The sequence below is a fragment of the Desulfobulbus sp. genome (assembly GCF_031547805.1).
In the GTDB taxonomy this organism is placed as follows: Bacteria; Desulfobacterota; Desulfobulbia; order Desulfobulbales; family Desulfobulbaceae; genus Desulfobulbus.
Window position 1 is genome coordinate 67,179 of record NZ_JAVBRQ010000032.1, and the last position, 16,996, is coordinate 84,174.

Genomic DNA, 16,996 nt, shown 5'->3' on the forward strand with positions numbered 1-16,996 from the left:
GGAGATACCAAGGGGATAAAGGGCCTTTCCTTTATCCGGGCAACATGGTAAGCACGAATGATCGACTGTCAAGAAAACCCTCAAGCGGCCGTCCGCGGCCGACCATATTGGAATGTTTTATGAAATTAAATGAATACGATGTCGGCATCGTCGGCGCCGGCATCTCCGGCCTGAGCGTGGCGACCTTTGTCCGGTCGTTGCGGCCCACGGCACGTCTTGTGGTCCTGGAGCAGACGGCCGAACCGGGCGGAGTCATTGCCAGTTTCAGCGAATCCGGCTATCTGGCCGAATGGGGGCCGCACGGATTCCTCGACAACTGTCCCGAGAGCCGCGAATTGGTCCGCCTGGCCGGGTTGGAAGACGAGGTGGTCACTGCCCCCCTGTCCAGGTTTGTACGCTATGTCTGCCTTGATGGCCGCTTGCAGTGTATCCCCCAGAAACCACTGGCGATTCTGCGCCAGCCCTTGATGCCCTGGAGAGACAAGCTGCGGGTCGTGGGCGATCTGTGGCGTCGGCCGCTGCCGGGCGAACCCACCGTGGCCCAGTGGGTGGCCCACCGGTTCGGCCCGGCCCTGCTGCCCTTTGCCGACGCGGTCTTCACCGGTACCTATGCCGGCGATATCGAACGGCTCGCCATCGATGCGGTGATGCCGGGGGTACGGGAGTTGGAACGGGCGCACGGTTCCGTGATCCGGGGCCTGTTCGGCAAAATGCGGGCAACGAAAAAGCAGGGGCGGGAGAAGAAGGGATTGCCGGCCATGACCAGTTTCAAGGATGGCATGGCCGTACTGCCCCGACGGCTGGCCGCGGATTTGCAAGCAGCGGAGATGCTCGCCTACGACAGCCCGGTCCTGAAGATCAGCCGCCAGGAGGATGGGTGGCGGGTGGCAACCGGCCAGGGCGAGCTGTCCTGTCGCCATCTGGTCCTGGCCCTGCCGGTGAATCGCTGTCTGCCCTTGGTGGCCGCCGCCCTGCCGGACACGCCGCCGCCAAGGGCGGCCATCCCCGAGGCCCGGATTCTCTCGGTGCTGCTCGGTTTCGACCACCGGGCCCAGATTCCCTTTGGTTTCGGCTACCTGGCCCCGGAGCGGGAACAGCGCTTCGCCTTGGGGGCGCTGTTTTCCTCGCATATGTTTCCCGGCCGCGCTCCGGCCGGCGGCCAGCTGCTCGAGGCCTTGGTCGGCGGCCGCCGACATCCGGAACGGCTGGCGCTGCCGGATGCGGAACTGGTCGAGGCGGTCTACGCCGACCTCGGCCGTCTGATGGCGCTGCCACGGCCCGTCTATACCGCCGTGCTCAGGCCCAGGGCGGGCATTCCCCAGCTGGAGGCCGGATACACGGAACTGCTCCGCTGGCGCGGCGCGATCCAGGCCGCCCACCCCAACCTCCACCTTTGCGGTTTCGGCTGGAAGGGAATCGGTATCAATGACATGATCAAGGAGGCCCGGCGGATTGCCGGGGCGATCGATACCCCGGCCGCGCCGGAGGCGGGCGCCGAGGTCAAGGGAGTCTATTTTTGAACAGTGCGGGTGCGCGGAAGGGCGGGGTGTTGGGCGGTGGCCCGACAGCTCGTTGCGCTACCGTTATCTTTTGAGTTTGGTGCAGAGCATCTCCACCTGGAGCCGAACCGCATCCTGCTGGCTCATGTCCCGGGTGATGGTCTTGATGGCGTGCAGGACCGTGGAGTGATCGCGGTTGTAGATGCTGCCGATATCGGCCAGGGAGCGGTTGGTGAACTTGCGGGTGAGATACATGGCCACCTGCCGAGGAAAGGCGATGGACCGTTTGCGCGACCGCGACCGCAGCTCCTCGACGCTGACCCGGAACTGATTGCCGATGAGGTCGCGGATGGCCTCGCCGGTGATTTCCTCCAGGGTGCCGCCGGTCAGCCCCAGAATCACTTCCCGGACCATGGCCATGTCCGGCGGGGTGCCCCGCAGGCAGGACTTGGCCTTGATGCCGATAATGGCGCTTTCCATCCGGCGGATGTCGGTGTGGAGGTTTTCGGCCATGAATCCCACCAGATCCTCGTCCGCACCCAGGCCGTGGCTCTGCATCTTGTGGCGGATGATCCGGGCCCTGGTTTCGTAATCCGGCGATTCGATCCCGGTGACCAGTCCGGAAGTCATGCGGCTGCGGAAGTCGTCGTCGATGCCAGCCAGCTTGGCCGGAGCCAGGGCCGAGGTCAAAATCACCCGGGACCCCGATTTGATCAGGTAATCGAGGATGGTGTTGAGCTCTTCCTGGGTCTTGGTCTTGCCGGTGAGGGTGTGGACATCCTCGACCAGCAAGATGTCGCAATTGTTGATGAATCGTTTTGAAAACTGCTCCATGGAGTGGGTGCGGATGTTCTTCACCATCTCGGCGGAAAACTGCTGGGCGGTCAGGTACTGCAGCCGGGTGGAGGGGGCGGTGCTCAGGACCTGGTGGACAACGGCCTGGGTCAGGTGGCTCTTGCCCAAACCGGTGCTGCTGTTCATGAACAGGCAATTGCCGAAGGTGGAATCGCCGGTGGCCAGGGCCTTGCAGGCGGACCGGGCCAGCAGGTTCGACTCGCCCACCATGAACTGTTCGAAGGTGAAGGCCGGATGCAGCGAGCGCAGGCGGGGCGGGGGCGTGGTTCCCGGCAGGAGCAGCTGGCCGCCCTTGCCGCCGGCAAAGGGGCGGGCCTGGTTTTCGGCGACGGCCAGGCGGATTTCGTCGATGCCGCCGATCTCGCTCGCTGCGCGCCGGATGAGCTCAAGGTAGCGATCTTCCACCCAGGCGCAAAAAAAGCGGTCAGGTCCGGCAAGCTCCAGCATCTGCCCCTCCTGCAGCCGACATTCCAGCGGTTTGATCCACAGGCCGTATTCACTCTCCGGCAGGGTGCTGTGCAGGGATTTTTTGATCGCGTTCCACATCATAAAAAGCCGTTTCCTTTGTATCGCAAGGGTTTTCCCGAAAATCGGGCAACCGGTCGAATGGTGATCATCTACCGAAAATCCGGCGGCCGGTCAAAAACGGTTTGCGGCGATTTCGTGATACAAACAGGACGATTGACAACAACATGGAACTCCTTGGAGCTATAAGGCGTTACGAGGGGGAAAACCGTATAACCCTCAATAACGACGTCCGTTTTACCAGTATCTGAAATAAAATGAATTAAAACATATCGTTATTCCTTTGGTTAAAAAGTTATCAACAAAATGTCCACAGTGTCCGATCCCTTCCTAGCTCGATTTTACTCGCCAAAGCTCGACAATGCTCGGTTTTCATCTTACCACGCGCTCACAGCGTATAACCCCCTCTCATTCCATTGTTTCGAAAATCAGGCGGTAAAGAAAAAAAAATAAGGGGGGAGGAATACGTTTTTACTGAATTAAAACAAGGGGAAAGGGGTGCCGGGAGCCCATTGGGACCTCCTGCGGCGCATCGGAACGCATCGGACCCAGAGGGGCCGCATCGGGAGAACCGTTGCTTTGGGCCGGGGACGACGGGATGGCGCGACGATCGCACAAGGAAAGGGGCAGCGCTGCCCGGGGCTCGCGGCCTGCCCGTCGGGCGGGGGAAAAGGTGCCGGAAGAAAGAAGAGGACAGCCCGCCCGGCGCGCGGCTGTCCCGATTGTCGGCAGGGCCGTTATTCGATGACCACCACGGTGTCTTCGGAGGGGCTGTAGCTGTTGCGGTTGGTCTTCACCAGGTAGCGGCGCTGCTGTTTGCCCGAATTGAAGTCGCCCAAGGTGTTGAGGCCGCCGTAGAGTTCGGCGCCGTTGAGGAACCGGAGCCCGACCTCCGAATAGGGGAACCTGGCCTTGGCATCCAGGAAAAAGCTTTCCGCCAGGCCGTATCCGGCGCCCAGGGCGCCTTGGACATGGTTGGTGCCGTACAGTCCGAGCACTTCCCCGGAGATGTTCCAATCGCCCAGCACGGTGACGAACACGTTGCCTTCGACGCCATACACCCGGTTGCCCTCGTCCACCTGGGTCGCGGCGGGCGTTTCGACGCTCTCGGTCAGCGTGCCGTTGACGTAGGTGTTGGTTATCCCGCGGGTGGTGGTGATATTGTCCTCCTCCACGTTCGCGTACTGGCAGGTCACGCCCAGTCGGATGGCGCCGGGATCGAACAACGAGCGCTCCGAACTGAGATTGAAGGGGATCTGGACCACGGCGCCGACCCGGATTTCATCTTCCGCCTTGACGGTCTGGGCGGGCAGGGCGAGCAGCAGACCGGTCAGCAGACCGGAAAGGATCGGGCCACAGAGACGCCACCCATATGGTTGTCGGTCGTTCATATTCTTCCCTCGGGCATAAAACGAGTTAGCAGGATAAGCTCGACCGGGAGTAAACATCTTTCTGCAATTTTTTCAAGAGGATCTTGCGTAAATTGTACCAGGGGTCATCTTCAAAAAAGTATTTTTCCTAACACGCGGTTGGCCGGCTCTTTTTTCGCCGGGAAAACCCTGTTTTGTTCCGAGCCGCTCGATGGCCGGGACCGGGGCGGGTGAAAAGCTGTTGACTGTTGTGGCGCGATTCTCTAAAGAGGCTCGTGGGGCGCGAAGGCGATGCGAACCGTTGGCCGCGACAGGCGTTTTAGCCGCTGCAAGCCGCTGCGGAGGAGGATTGTACATGCAGGGATTTGTCCAGGTCTACACCGGCGACGGCAAGGGCAAGACCACCGCCGCCCTGGGGCTGGCCGTGCGGGCCGCCGGAGCGGGGCTGCGGGTGTATATCGGCCAGTTCATCAAGAACGCCGATTACAGCGAGTTGAACACCCTGCGACACCTGACCGAGTCCATCGTAATCGAGCAATACGGCCTGGGGTGCATGCTGGTGCACGTGCCCACCGGGGAAGATATCGACGCGGCCCGCCTGGGCCTGGTTGCCCTCGACGCGGCCATGGCCTCGGGCGCCTTTGCCCTGGTGATTGCCGACGAGATCAACGTGGCCTGCGCCCTGGGCCTGCTGGCCGAGGAGGATCTGCTCGGCCTGATGGCGCGGCGGCCGCCCGAGGTGGAGCTGGTGCTGACCGGCCGGGGCGCGCCGGCTGCGGTGCTGGAGCGTGCCGATCTGGTCACCGAGATGCGGTCGGTCAAACATTATTATGAGCGGGGCGTGGCCGCCCGCAAGGGCATCGAGGGCTAGGCATGCGCGGCCGACCGGCCGGCGTGCCGGACGCCCCAGGCGCAGGAGACAGCATGACGCATAAAGCCGCCTGTTTGGCAGTGCTCGGGACCGGGTCGGATGTGGGCAAGTCGATCGTCGCCACCGCCCTGTGCCGGATCTTCGCCAACCGGGGTTTGCGGGTGGCGCCGTTCAAGGCCCAGAACATGTCCAACAATTCCGGGGTGACGCCCGAAGGGGCGGAAATGGGCCGGGCCCAGATCGTCCAGGCGGAGGCGGCGCGGACCGCGCCCCACTGTGACATGAATCCGGTGCTGCTCAAGCCGGTGAGCGACGTCGGCTCCCAGGTGGTGCTGAACGGCAGCGCCTGGATGGACGCCACCTCCCGGTCCTATTACCGCAACAAGGATTTTTTGTTCGCCGAGAGCCGGGCCGCGCTCGACCGGCTGCGCAGCGCCTACGACGTGATCGTCCTCGAAGGGGCCGGCTCCTGCGCCGAGGTCAACCTGATGGCCAACGACATCGTCAACCTCAGGATGGCCGCCTATGCCGAGGCGCCGGTGGTGCTGGTGGCCGACATCGACCGGGGCGGCGTTTTTGCCCAAATCGTGGGCACCCTGGCCTGCATCGCGCCCGAACAGCAGGCGCAGATCGGCGGTTTCGTCATCAACCGGTTCCGGGGCGATCTCAGCCTCTTCCAGCCAGGGATCGATTGGATCGAGCAGCGCACCGGCAAGCGGGTGTTCGGCGTGCTCCCCTGGTTCCGGCATTTCCGCATCGAGGCCGAGGACGCGGTGGTGATCGAGAGTCCCCGGCCCTTCCAGCCGACGGCGGCGGCCGAACCGGCGATCGCGGTCATCCGCCTGCCCCACATCTCCAATTTCACCGATTTCGAGCCGCTCTCCCAACTGGACGGTTGCCGGCTCATCTACCTGGAACAGCCGCAGGCATTGAGCGCCTTTTGCGCCGTCATCCTGCCCGGCACCAAGGCCACCTGCGCCGATCTGCAATGGCTTGCCGACAGCGGCTGGCGCGGGCACCTGCTCGATTACGCGGCCGGCGGCGGCCACCTGCTCGGCATCTGCGGCGGTTACCAGATGCTCGGCACCTGGGTGCGCGATCCCGACGGCATCGAGGGCGCGCCGGGTGCCATCGCCGGACTCGGTCTCCTGCCGGTGGAAACCGTGCTCAAGGCCCCCAAGACCACCACTTTGACCGACTTCACCTGGGACGGCATCGCCGGCAGGGGCTATGAAATCCACATGGGACGGACCGAGCCGCCCGAGTCCTGCAGCCTGGTGGCGGTGCAGGCCCGCAACCGACAGCCCTGTGCCGACCGCGACGGCTGCGTCGCCGCCGATGGCCGGATCATGGGCACCTACATGCACGGCCTGTTCGACACCCCGGCCATCACCCGCCGCTGGCTGGCCGGCATCGGCCTTGGGCGGATCGATGTCGACCGGCTGCACGGCCCGGCTGCCCGCGACCAAGCCTACGAGCAGTTGGCGGCCCATGCCCTGGCTCACCTCGACATCGAGGCGCTGACGGCGCTGCTGCCGGCCAGCCTGCGGGAGCGGCTGCGATGAGATGCGGCGCCGCTTCATACCATGTGCCGCGCGCCCGGTGCGGGTCACCAATCGTTTCCAATGGAGGGCGGCCATGATCCAGGGACACGGCGGCAACATCTTCGGCCTGGCCGAGCAGCTGGGCTGCCGGCCGGAAGAGATCGTCGACATGAGCAGCAACATCAATCCGCTCGGCGCCCTGCCCGGATTGATCGATCACCTCCGGGGGCGGATGGACCGGATCAGGGTGCTGCCCGAGGTCGATGCCCGCTCGGCCGCCCGCGCCATCGCCGGCCTGCTCGGGGTGGCCGAAGAGCGGGTGCTGGCCGGGGGCGGGACCACCCAGTTCATCTATGCCGCATGTGCGGCCCTTGCCTCCCGAAAGGTACTGATCGTCGGTCCGACCTATGCCGATTACGCCGACGGCTGCCGAGTCTGCGGCATCGAACCCGACTTTTTCCTGGCCGAAGCGAAGCACGATTTCGCCTTGGACGTTGAACGGCTGGCCGCGGCACTCTCCGGCTACGACACGGTGTTTCTGTGCAATGCCAACAATCCCACCGGCCATCTCGTCGACCATGGCGCCTTGCTTTCGCTGTGCACCCGCCATCCCCGCGTCCGCTTTGTAATCGACGAATCCTACCTGCCCTTTGCCCCGGCGGATCGCAGCCACAGCATGAGCGGCTGCGGCCTGGACAACGTCGCGGTTCTCTGGTCGGTGTCCAAGATTTTCGGCATGCCGGGCCTGCGGGCCGGATTTTTGGTGGCCAACACCCCGGTGATCGACCGGTTCCGCCGCCTGATGCAACCCTGGAGCATGAACAGCCTGGCCCAGGAGGCGGTCCGTTTCCTCGGCACGGATCTGGAGGCGGTGGCGGCCTTCATCGACCGCACCCGCGCCTACCTGGCCGAGGAAGGGCGCCGTTTCCGGCAGCGCCTGCAAACCGGCAGGCTGATCCTCTATCCGAGCGCCACCTCCTATGTGCTCATCGGCCTGCCTGCGGACCGCACCGCCACGACGGTCTGCCGCACCCTGGCCGAACAGCGGTTTTTGATCCGCAACTGCGCCAATTTTCACGGCCTCGATGAGGGTTTTGTGCGCATCGCCCTCAAGGATGCGGCTGTCAACGAAACCGTCGCCCGCCATCTGCTGGCCGCTGTCGGCGAAAAAAAGTGAGGGCGCCATGACTGTTGCCGATCTCCTGCCGTGGCTGACCATTCCGGCGGCCTTTGCCCTGGATGCCATGCTTGGCGACCCGCGCTGGCTGCCGCACCCGGTCCGCTGGATGGGCTGGACCATCGCCAAGGCGGAGCCTCTGTGCCGGAAATGGATTGCCGATGAGCGGCTGGCCGGCCTTTGCTTCGCGCTCGGCCTGATTGTCGGTTGGTGGGGGCTGGCCGCCCTGGTAGTCGGGGTGGGTTGGCGGCTGCATGGGGTGATCGGCTTTGCGGTCGAAACCGTGCTGCTGTTCTACTGCCTGTCGGCCCGCTCGCTGGGCCAGGCGGCCATGGCGATCCACCGCTCGCTGGCCGCCGGGGCGGTCGATCAAGCCCGCTCGGAGGTGGCGATGATCGTCGGCCGGGATGTTGAGCGCTACCAGGCCGGCGACATTGCCCGGGCCACGGTGGAGACCGTGGCCGAGAACGTGGTCGACGGCGTGCTGTCGCCGCTTTTTTTCGCGGCCATCGGCGGGGCGCCGCTTGCCGTGGCCTACAAGATGGTCAACACCCTGGATTCGATGGTGGGCTACAAGAATCCGCGCTATCTGCTCTTCGGCCGGGCCGCGGCCCGGATCGACGATGCCTCCAATTTCGTTCCCGCCCGGCTGGCGGCGCTGCTGATCGGGCTGGCCGCCCGGCTGTGCCCCGGACTCGACGCTCGCCGCGCCTTGGTCACTGCCTGGCGCGAGGGCAGCCACCATGGCAGCCCCAACGCCGGCTATCCCGAGGCCGCCTTTGCCGGGGCCTTGGGCGTGTGCCTCAACGGCCCGAATTACTACCACGGCGTTCTGGTGGACAAGCCCTACATCGGGATCGGCCTGGGCGCGGTCGAGAGCGCCCATATCCCGCTGGCCTGTTGCCTGATGACCCGCACCGCGCTGCTCGGCTGCGGTGCGACTTGGCTTGGCCTCGTGGCGGCCGCTATCTTGTGACCTCCTTTTTCCGAGGCGCCGTTCCGCGCCTCTTTTTCCCTGACCGCGCATTCAGTCGATTTTAGTCCAAACGCCATCCCGCCGAAACTTCTTGAGATTTCTCCTTGCTGCGTTCGTCGAAACGACCAACAAAAGATATTCGCAACAAGGATGACGCTGGCCACATTGTCATCTCGGGCGCAGCGGGAGATCCCGTTTGATTAACCGGCTTGCCGGAGCGTCAAGTACACCGCCGATTGCCGGCGAACAAGCCTGGCTGAAGTTCGATGGTAACCAGATGTAAAAATATCGCCGATACGATGGCGAATCTTGGCCGCGCCCGTGGGCAGCGCCTCTTCGACCATGCCGGCCGCTTGACGCGCCCTCAACGCTGGAAAAATGCATCTATTTTTGTTCCTGCTCAGTTTTCCTGCTATGATGGAAAGGAAAAGGCCAAGACGGCGTCAAGCCGTCTTTTATCTCCGTAACCTCTTCCTTGTGACCTCTCCCCCGCCATGGATACCCGGCAAGCAAACCAGAGCCCACCTTCCCCCGGCCAGATCGCCGCTCCGACCGATGTTCCAGCCAAGGCCCTGCAACTGTTCGCCGCCCTGGAACAGCGGCTTGGCGTCCATGTGCTCGGCAAAGAAGAGCAGATCCGGCTGTCGCTGTGCTGTCTTTTGGCCCGAGGCCATCTCTTAATCGAGGACATCCCCGGCATCGGCAAGACGACGCTGGCGAAGGCCCTGGCCAAGGTGTTGGGCCTGAAATTTCGCCGTGTCCAATGCACCAATGACATGCTGCCGGGCGATATTCTGGGCGTTTCCGTCTTCGACCAGCGCAGCGGCCTGTTCTCCTTCCATCCCGGCGCCATCTTCACCCAGATTCTTTTGGTCGACGAGATCAATCGGGCGACGGCCAAGACCCAGAGCGCCCTGCTCGAAGCGATGGAAGAGCGGCAGGTGTCGATCGAGGGCGAAAGCCGCCCGCTGCCCACGCCTTTTTTCGTCGTCGCCACCCAAAATTCGCTGGAACAGGCTGGAACCTATCCGCTGCCGGAGTCGCAACTCGACCGCTTCCTCATGAAAATATCCCTCGGCTATCCCAACCACGAAGCGGAGCGGCAATTACTGGTGGCGGGTGGGACCGCATTTAGCGATGACGAACAAGCGCTCGTCGACGCCAAAGTCGTTTTCCAGTTGCAGGAGCAGGTCGGCCAGGTGCGTCTTGCCAAAACGCTTGTAGGTTATCTTCAGGATATTCTTGATTTTTCACGGAACAGTGGTCGCTTCGCCATCGGCCTTTCGCCGCGCGCCGGCTTGTCCTTGGCCAGGGCCGGCCAGGCGCATGCCCTGCTGCATGGGCGAAATTTCGTGCTGCCGGAGGATGTGCGCCGCGTGCTGCCCTATATCGCCATCCACCGCTTGAAAACAGCCGATTCCCTGGCGCCCCTGACCATCGCCGAACTGGAGATCGCCTTCCAGGCGGTTCCGGTTCCGGCATGACGACGGATCGGATAAGGGCAAGCCGGGGAATCGGTCTGAAAAACAGGTTTTTCGCCCGCTTTGCCGTGCCCGCCTTTGGCGTCCGCCTGCTCCCGACCGGCCACGGCGTCGTCTATGTCGTGCTGCTGGCGGCGCTGTTGGTCGGTTCGATCAATCACAACAACAACCTCGGCTATCTGCTGACGTTTTTATTGAGCGCTGTTCTTCTGGTCTCCATCATCTTTACGCTCCGCAATATCAACGGGTTTATCTGTCAGGGGCACGGCGAGGCCGCGGTCTTCGCCGGGCAGGCGCTGCCCTTTTCCCTGTCGCTTCAGGCCAAGGACGGCCCTTGCTATGGCCTCGGTCTGTCACTTGACGGCACCAGCTGGAGCAGGGTGGAGCGGGTCGATGCCTTGTCGGCGGCGTGCCAGGTTTTCATGCCGGTCAACCGCCGGGGCCGGATCGAGATGCGCCGGATTTTTGCCGCCAGCGCCTTTCCGTTGGGGCTGTTGCGGGCGACGCGAGAGATTCCCATCGTTTTGACCGGATTGGTGTACCCGAAGCCATTGCCGACCCACGCGGGGAGCGAAAAAATCCAGGGCGAGCGCGAGGAAAACGACACATTCCCCCTCCATACCGCGGGCCACGATTTCGATGGCCTGCGCCACTATCGCCCCGGCGACCACCCAAGGCGGATCCACTGGAAGAGTTTGGCCGGCCAACGCGGCCTCTTCGCCAAGGTTTTCGAAGAAGACGAGGGCGGCGGGGCCATTTTTTCCCTGGCCGATATGTCGGGGAGGAGTCTTGAGGATAAGCTCGGCGAGCTTTGCTATCTCATGCTGCGGGCGGACGGCTACGGCGCCCGTTACGGCCTGCGCCTGGGCGGACAATTGATCGCGCCGGGCCGTGGCCTGTCCCATAAAAGCCTCTGCCTGCGGGCGCTGGCCCTGTACCAATCGTCATGACCACCCCAGCAAGCGCCACGCCGGGTTTCGTCCCCAGCCGCCAGGAAGCGCATCTGGTGCTGTACGCGGTCATCCTCTGTACCCTGCCGCATTTTTTCAATATTTCGGTCCCGGCCATCCTGCTTTGCCTGGCCCTCTGGGCCTATCATTTCGCCGCGTATCGTTGGAGCTTGCCGAGGGCGGGGCTGATGACGAGAACCCTGTTGGGCGTCTTGTTGTTCGCGGCGGCCATCGTCACGAACGAGGGGCTGACCCTCGAAGCCTTCGTCTCGCTGCTGACCATGATGATCGCCCTGAAGCTGTTTGAACAGCGGCATCAGCGCGACGAAATGACGGTGGTCATTCTTTGTTATTTCTTGATTGTTTCCGGGATGTTCTTCGATGATTCCATCCTCTCCTCCGCCTATATCCTCGGCTGCATCCTGTTCACCACGGCGGTGCTCATCCACATCCAGTTTCCGGCCCTGGCGCTGACGCCGGCGCTCGCTTTGTCGTGGCGGCTCACTTCCCGGGCCTTCCCCCTGATGCTTCTGTTGTTTCTCGTTTTTCCGCGTATCCAGGGCGGCTTGTGGGGCCGGCCGGCCCTTTTGGAGAGCAACACCGGTTTTGCCGACGAGATTTCCTTCGGTGCCGTCGCCCGACTGGCGGTGCGAGGCGACGCCGCCTTCCGCGTCACCTTCGACAATGGATTCCGTCCCACGAAAAACCAGCTCTACTGGCGCGGTATCGTGTTGTGGGATTGTCAGGGCGAGACCTGGAAGCAGGGCGGGCGGATGCGCCCGGTGGAACGGGATAATATGGATATGGTGGCGCAGGAGGAGCGGCGCGGCTATACCGTCACCTTGGAGCCGCACAATCAGCGCTGGCTGTTTGCCCTCGACTTGCCGGTGCGGGTCACCAGCCCGGGAAGCCGGCTGCATGACGATTTCGCCATCCATCGGTCAAGGCCGGTGACGTCGCGTCTCAGCTACCAGGGCGAGTCGATCCTCGATATCCAGCCGGTGTATCAGCCAGCCCAGGACGACCGGCCCGGCCTGCAACTGCCCCGCGGTGGCAATCCCCGAGCGCGAGAACTGGCGGCTCGGCTACGGCGGACCTCGGCAACGGACGCGGAGTTCGTCGAAAAACTCCTCGATTTTTATCGGGAAAATCGCTTCACCTACAGCCTGACTCCAGCAGTGGCGCCATCTGGAACGGATGCCATCGACTGGTTTCTGTTCAACAGCCGCAGCGGTTTTTGCGAGCACTTCGCCGCCTCGTTCGCCTTCCTGATGCGAGCGGCGGGCATCCCGGCCCGGTTGGTCAACGGCTATTTCGGCGGTGAGGAAAATCCTTTCGGCGGCTACTGGCTGATCCGTCAATCCGACGCCCATGTCTGGGTCGAGGTGCGGAACGGCGACTTCTGGCAACGGGTCGACCCGACTCTGGCCGTTGCCCCGGAACGCGGTCTGGAAAACGCCAGAGTGGCCACCGGCGCCGAGGCACGGGATTCGCTTTTTTCCCAGTTCAAACAGAGTGCCGTCGGCCAGTGGACGGCCAGCCTGTTCAATGCCTGGGATATGGTCAACAGCCGCTGGAATCAGTCGGTCATGGAGTATTCCTTTGCCGATCAGTTCCGCTTATTCGCTTCGTTGGGCATCGATCTGGAAAAGTTCAGGGGGCTTTTTCAATTGCTTCTCATCGCCGCGGCGGTGCTGGGGACAGCGGTGTTTTTTTTCCTGGCTCTGGCATTCATGCGGAAAATGCCTCGGGAGGGCGATCAAGTGGCGCGGGCCTGGAGGGTTTTTCGCGAAAAGCTTGAGCGAGCCGGCGTCGTCGTCCTCGATTATCAGGGGCCGGCCGATCTGCTGAAGGAGGTGGCTGCGGCACGGCCCGATTTGCGAGGCCGGGCGGAAGTCATCATCGACTTCTATATTGCCATCCGTTACCGCGAACAGGCGACAGCGGAGATGCTCGCGGCCTTTTGCCAGGCAGTCAGGAATTTCCGGCCCGGGAGGCCAGGGCGGCACAACCGGACGACCGAAGTCGGCAACTGAAGCTTGCAGGTCCAGCCCGTCCCTATGAGCGGTGGGCCATGGGCAGGATGATGGTGAAGGTCGAGCCCTTGCCGAGCGAACTCTCCACCTCCACCGTGCCTCGGTGGATATGGGCGATGTGCTTGACGATCGCCAGGCCCAGGCCGGTGCCGCCCTGGTCGCGGCTGCGGGCCTTGTCGCAGCGATAGAACCGCTCGAACAACCGGGGCAGGTGTTCCCTGGCGATGCCGGGGCCGTTGTCGGCGACGGCAAGGTGCACCTGCCGTTCCCCTTCCAGGGTGGCGGTACCCCGGCCGCGCAAAGTCACCATTGAGCCGCGCGGGCTGTAGGCAATGGCGTTCTTGAGCAGATTGATCATCGCCTGCTCCAGCAGCGGCTGATTGATGGTCGCCCTCAGCTCCTCGTCGCATTCCATCTGCAGGACGATGTCCTTTTCGTCGGCCAGCACCGCGCAGGTCTGGAGCGCGCTTTCCAGCACCGACCCCACCTCGCCCGGCCCCAGGGCGATTTCCTCCTTGTTCTCCCGATCCTCGATCCGGGAAAGGGTCAGCAGGTCGTCGACAATGGCATCCAGGCGGTTGGCCTGGCGATTGACGATGGCCAGGAACCGGCGGGCATGGTCCGCATCGTCGAGCGCCCCGTCCAGCAGGGTCTCGACATAGCCCTTGATCGCGGTGATCGGCGTTTTCAACTCGTGCGAGACGTTGGCCACGAAATCCTGGCGGACGGTCTCCAGCCGGTTGAGCTTGGTCAAATCGTTCATCACCAACAGCACGCCCATGCTGCGGTTGTCCTCGTCGCGCAGGGGCACGGCATGGACCTGGAGCATAATCGGATCGGCGCCGTTGAACAGGGTCACCTTCTGCTCCTGCGGCAGATTGTGGGCGAGGGTCACCTCGATCATCTCCAGGAGATAGGCGTTGCGGATCACACCTTCCACCGCTTTGCCCTTGACCGCGTCCGCCGGCAAACCGAACAGGGCCGCCGCCGCCTGGTTCATGCGGATGATCTTCTGGTCGGCGTCGATGGCCACCACCGAATCGGCCATGCTGGAAAAGACCGCCTCCAATTCGTTGCGCTGCTGGATGATGATCCGGATGCGGCGGTTGATCTGCTCGGCCATTTGATTGAGCGAAGCGGCCAGGCCGGCCATCTCCGCCGACATGCGCCCGCCATCGATCTTGACCAGCTGATCGATGCGGCCCGTGGTCAGCTGCTCGGCGCCCCGCTTCATCTCCTCCAGGGGGCGGCTGATCCTGCGGGCGGAATAGAGCGACAGCAGCCCGGCCAGCACGGCGACGGCCAGGGCGATGCCGGCCATCTTCTTGTGCAACAGGGCCAGCATGTCCTCAACCGGCGTCACCGCGAGGGCAAGACGCAGGGCGCCTCGGTGCCGGTCCGGCCCGATCCTGGCCGGGATGGCGGCATAGAGCATGCCTTCGCCCAGGGTTCGGCTGCGGCGCAGGGCATAGCCGATCTCCCCGGCCAGCGCCGGTTCCACCTCGGGCCGCTGGGCATGGTTGTCCATGAGGGTGTGGTCTTCGTTGGAATCGGCCAGCACCGTGCCGTTGCCGTCGATCACCGTGATCCGGGTCGCGGCCCGCCGACCGGTCTGTCGGACGAAATCCTGGAATAATCGGTCGTCGCCACCGCTAAGGGTCGCGACGGTGGGTTCGATCAACAGGGCCCGTTCCCGGATTTCCTCCTTGAGGCGCTCGAGGTAGAAGGCGCGGCCGGTGGTGGAGGCCAGCCAGACCACCGCCAGCATGGAAATCAGGGTGATGCCGAGGCAGACCGGGAAGATCTGCCAGAAGAGACGGATGTTGCGCATGGGCGGCTCTCTCGGAAAATCGATAATGGCGTCGGCGCTCCGTCGCGAAGGAGGCGCACCGGCGGTCGACGGTCGGTGCGGCGGCTAGGCGCGGATCCGGTAGCCGATCCCCCGCACCGTTTCGATGCAGGCGCCGGCGTCCCCGAGTTTCTTGCGTAGGCCGAAGATCTGCACGTCCACGGCTCGGGGGGTGATGCTGTAGTCGTAGCCGCGGATTTGGTCGATGATCTGCTGCCGGGAAAAAACCCAGCCGGGGCGGCCGGCCAGCAGCTCCAGGATGGTGAATTCGGATGCTGTCAGATGGATTTCGCGGCCGTCCACCCGCACCTCGTGCCGGCCGGGGTGGATCTCCATGCCGTGGCGGCCAAGAAGGACCGATTCGCTCCCCGGCCCGCCGCCGGGCTCCGGCTGGCGCCGCAGGGCCGCTTCGATCCGGGCGATCAGCACCCTGGGGCTGAAGGGCTTGGTGACATAATCGTCGGCCCCGCACTCCAGCCCGGCCACGATGTCGTCTTCCTCGCTCTTGGCGGTCAGCATGACGATCGGCAGGGCGCGGGTGGATTCCTGGCTACGCACCGCCCGGCAGACCTCGCCGCCGTCCTTGCCGGGCAGCATCAGGTCGAGCACCATGGCGTCGACCGGCTCCTTGGCCAGCAGCTGCAGGGCCTCCTCGCCGCTGTCGGCGCAGGTGACGTTGAAGCCGGATTTGATCAGGTTGTAACTGACAAGCTGTTGGATGTCGGTGTCGTCCTCGACAACCAGGATGCGCGGTTTTCTCACGTTTTCACTCCGTTGGGCTGCATGGTCTTGTCGGTAGTGTTATGCAGCCCCGGACGGGTTGCAAGGGAAAAGAAAAAGGCTAACGCGATCCTAACCGGTTTCTAATCGGGCGGTAACGCGGAGACGGTACCTAACAACGGTACGCATCCTTTTCCCATCCCAGATCAATCGGAGGCATCCCGTGGCCAAGCACATGCATTTCCATCGCGAGATCGATGAACTGAAGAAAACGATCCTCACAATGGGGACCCTGGTGGAGGATCGGCTGCGGCGGGCCTGCGCCATTCTGCACACCAGGGACCGGGACCAGGTCCAGGCGATCATGGCCGAGGATTGGGAAGTCGACGACATGGAGATCCGGGTCGAGGAGGAATGCCTGAAGATTCTCGCCCTGCACCAGCCGGTGGCCCGCGACCTGCGGTTGATCGTCTCGATCATCAAGATCAACAACGAGCTGGAGCGGATCGCCGACATCGCGGTCAACATCGCCAAGCGAATCAGCACCATCATGGCCACTGCCACCGCGGATTTCTCCTTGAGGCACGACTACCAGCCCATGGCCGCCAAGGTGATGGAGATGGTCAAGGCCAGCCTGGACGCCCTGGTCACCGAGGACGCGGCCCTGGCCCGCACCATTTTCCTCATGGACGACCAGGTCAACGGCCTGCGCGACGCTGCCTACAAGACGGTGATCGAGGAGATCGGCCGCCGCCCGGACAATGCCGCCTCCCTGGTCAACGCCTATCTCATCGCCCGCCATCTCGAACGGATCGGCGACCGGGCGATCAACATCGCCGAGGAAATCATCTACCTGGTGGAAGGCGAGATCGTCCGCAGCAGCGAGGACCCGGTTTGAGGGGGCAAGCTTGACCGGATAAACGCTTGGCCGCCTTCCCCGGTCAGGGAGGAGGTCGGCGGCGGTTGCCCAGGCAGGGAGACCAACGCCGTAATACTTCTCTAAGTGCTTATCTACGAATAAATTACTCGCATTTTTCGCGCCATTGGCTCATATTCCGTTGAAAATCAAGCAATGGAGGCAGAAATGGCACGCATCAAAACCTGGGAAATTTCGGATGCATTCTGGGCGATCGTCGAACCGTT

13 protein-coding genes are annotated in these 16,996 nt (G+C 63.5%); 9 read left to right on the forward strand and 4 right to left on the reverse strand.

What is annotated here, in order from left to right:
- Nucleotides 1-119 precede the first annotated feature (119 nt).
- Nucleotides 120-1,520: a protoporphyrinogen oxidase gene (gene hemG, locus RMR13_RS11745; protein ID WP_310600814.1), complete on the forward strand. Its 1,401-nt coding sequence runs from the start codon at nt 120-122 to the stop codon at nt 1,518-1,520.
- Between the two features lie 63 nt (nt 1,521-1,583).
- On the opposite strand, the gene dnaA is transcribed toward hemG, so the two are convergent.
- Both dnaA and RMR13_RS11755 read right to left on the reverse strand, forming a co-directional pair.
- Nucleotides 1,584-2,903 carry a chromosomal replication initiator protein DnaA gene (gene dnaA, locus RMR13_RS11750; protein WP_310600815.1) on the reverse strand — a complete coding sequence of 440 codons (1,320 nt, stop codon included), beginning with the start codon at nt 2,901-2,903 and terminating at the stop codon, nt 1,584-1,586.
- 713 nt (nt 2,904-3,616) lie between these two features.
- Nucleotides 3,617-4,270 (reverse strand): hypothetical protein, encoded by a 654-nt coding sequence (locus RMR13_RS11755; protein ID WP_310600816.1) that lies wholly within the window; start codon nt 4,268-4,270, stop codon nt 3,617-3,619.
- A gap of 334 nt (nt 4,271-4,604) precedes the next feature.
- On the opposite strand from RMR13_RS11755, the gene RMR13_RS11760 reads away from it, so the two are divergent.
- The 7 genes from RMR13_RS11760 to RMR13_RS11790 all read left to right on the forward strand — a co-directional run bounded on the left by RMR13_RS11760 (nt 4,605) and on the right by RMR13_RS11790 (nt 13,284).
- Nucleotides 4,605-5,120, forward strand: a complete 516-nt coding sequence (locus RMR13_RS11760) for a cob(I)yrinic acid a,c-diamide adenosyltransferase (RefSeq protein WP_310600817.1) — start codon at nt 4,605-4,607, stop codon at nt 5,118-5,120.
- 53 nt (nt 5,121-5,173) lie between these two features.
- Entirely contained in the window at nt 5,174-6,685 is a 1,512-nt protein-coding gene (locus RMR13_RS11765; protein WP_310600818.1) for a cobyric acid synthase, read from the forward strand.
- A gap of 73 nt (nt 6,686-6,758) precedes the next feature.
- Nucleotides 6,759-7,841 (forward strand): aminotransferase class I/II-fold pyridoxal phosphate-dependent enzyme, encoded by a 1,083-nt coding sequence (locus RMR13_RS11770; protein ID WP_310600819.1) that lies wholly within the window; start codon nt 6,759-6,761, stop codon nt 7,839-7,841.
- Between the two features lie 7 nt (nt 7,842-7,848).
- Nucleotides 7,849-8,817, forward strand: a complete 969-nt coding sequence (gene cbiB, locus RMR13_RS11775; RefSeq protein WP_310600820.1) for an adenosylcobinamide-phosphate synthase CbiB — start codon at nt 7,849-7,851, stop codon at nt 8,815-8,817.
- Between the two features lie 494 nt (nt 8,818-9,311).
- Complete coding sequence (locus RMR13_RS11780) at nt 9,312-10,301, forward strand: AAA family ATPase (RefSeq protein ID WP_310600821.1); 990 nt, start codon at nt 9,312-9,314, stop codon at nt 10,299-10,301.
- Nucleotides 10,298-11,248 (forward strand): DUF58 domain-containing protein, encoded by a 951-nt coding sequence (locus tag RMR13_RS11785; protein ID WP_310600822.1) that lies wholly within the window; start codon nt 10,298-10,300, stop codon nt 11,246-11,248. Before RMR13_RS11780 ends, RMR13_RS11785 begins: the two co-directional genes overlap by 4 nt.
- Nucleotides 11,245-13,284, forward strand: coding sequence for a DUF3488 and transglutaminase-like domain-containing protein (locus RMR13_RS11790; protein ID WP_310600823.1), 2,040 nt, complete (start codon nt 11,245-11,247; stop codon nt 13,282-13,284). Before RMR13_RS11785 ends, RMR13_RS11790 begins: the two co-directional genes overlap by 4 nt.
- 22 nt (nt 13,285-13,306) lie before the next feature.
- On the opposite strand, the gene RMR13_RS11795 is transcribed toward RMR13_RS11790, so the two are convergent.
- Together RMR13_RS11795 and RMR13_RS11800 are read right to left on the reverse strand one after the other, a co-directional pair.
- Nucleotides 13,307-15,115: an ATP-binding protein gene (locus RMR13_RS11795; protein ID WP_310600824.1), complete on the reverse strand. Its 1,809-nt coding sequence runs from the start codon at nt 15,113-15,115 to the stop codon at nt 13,307-13,309.
- Nucleotides 15,116-15,199: 84 nt separating this feature from the next.
- Nucleotides 15,200-15,895, reverse strand: a complete 696-nt coding sequence (locus tag RMR13_RS11800) for a response regulator transcription factor (RefSeq protein ID WP_310600825.1) — start codon at nt 15,893-15,895, stop codon at nt 15,200-15,202.
- A 181-nt stretch (nt 15,896-16,076) separates the two neighbouring features.
- On the opposite strand from RMR13_RS11800, the gene phoU reads away from it, so the two are divergent.
- A complete protein-coding gene (gene phoU / locus RMR13_RS11805; protein ID WP_310600826.1) occupies nt 16,077-16,751 on the forward strand; it encodes a phosphate signaling complex protein PhoU in 675 nt (224 codons plus the stop codon).
- Nucleotides 16,752-16,996: the final 245 nt, after the last annotated feature.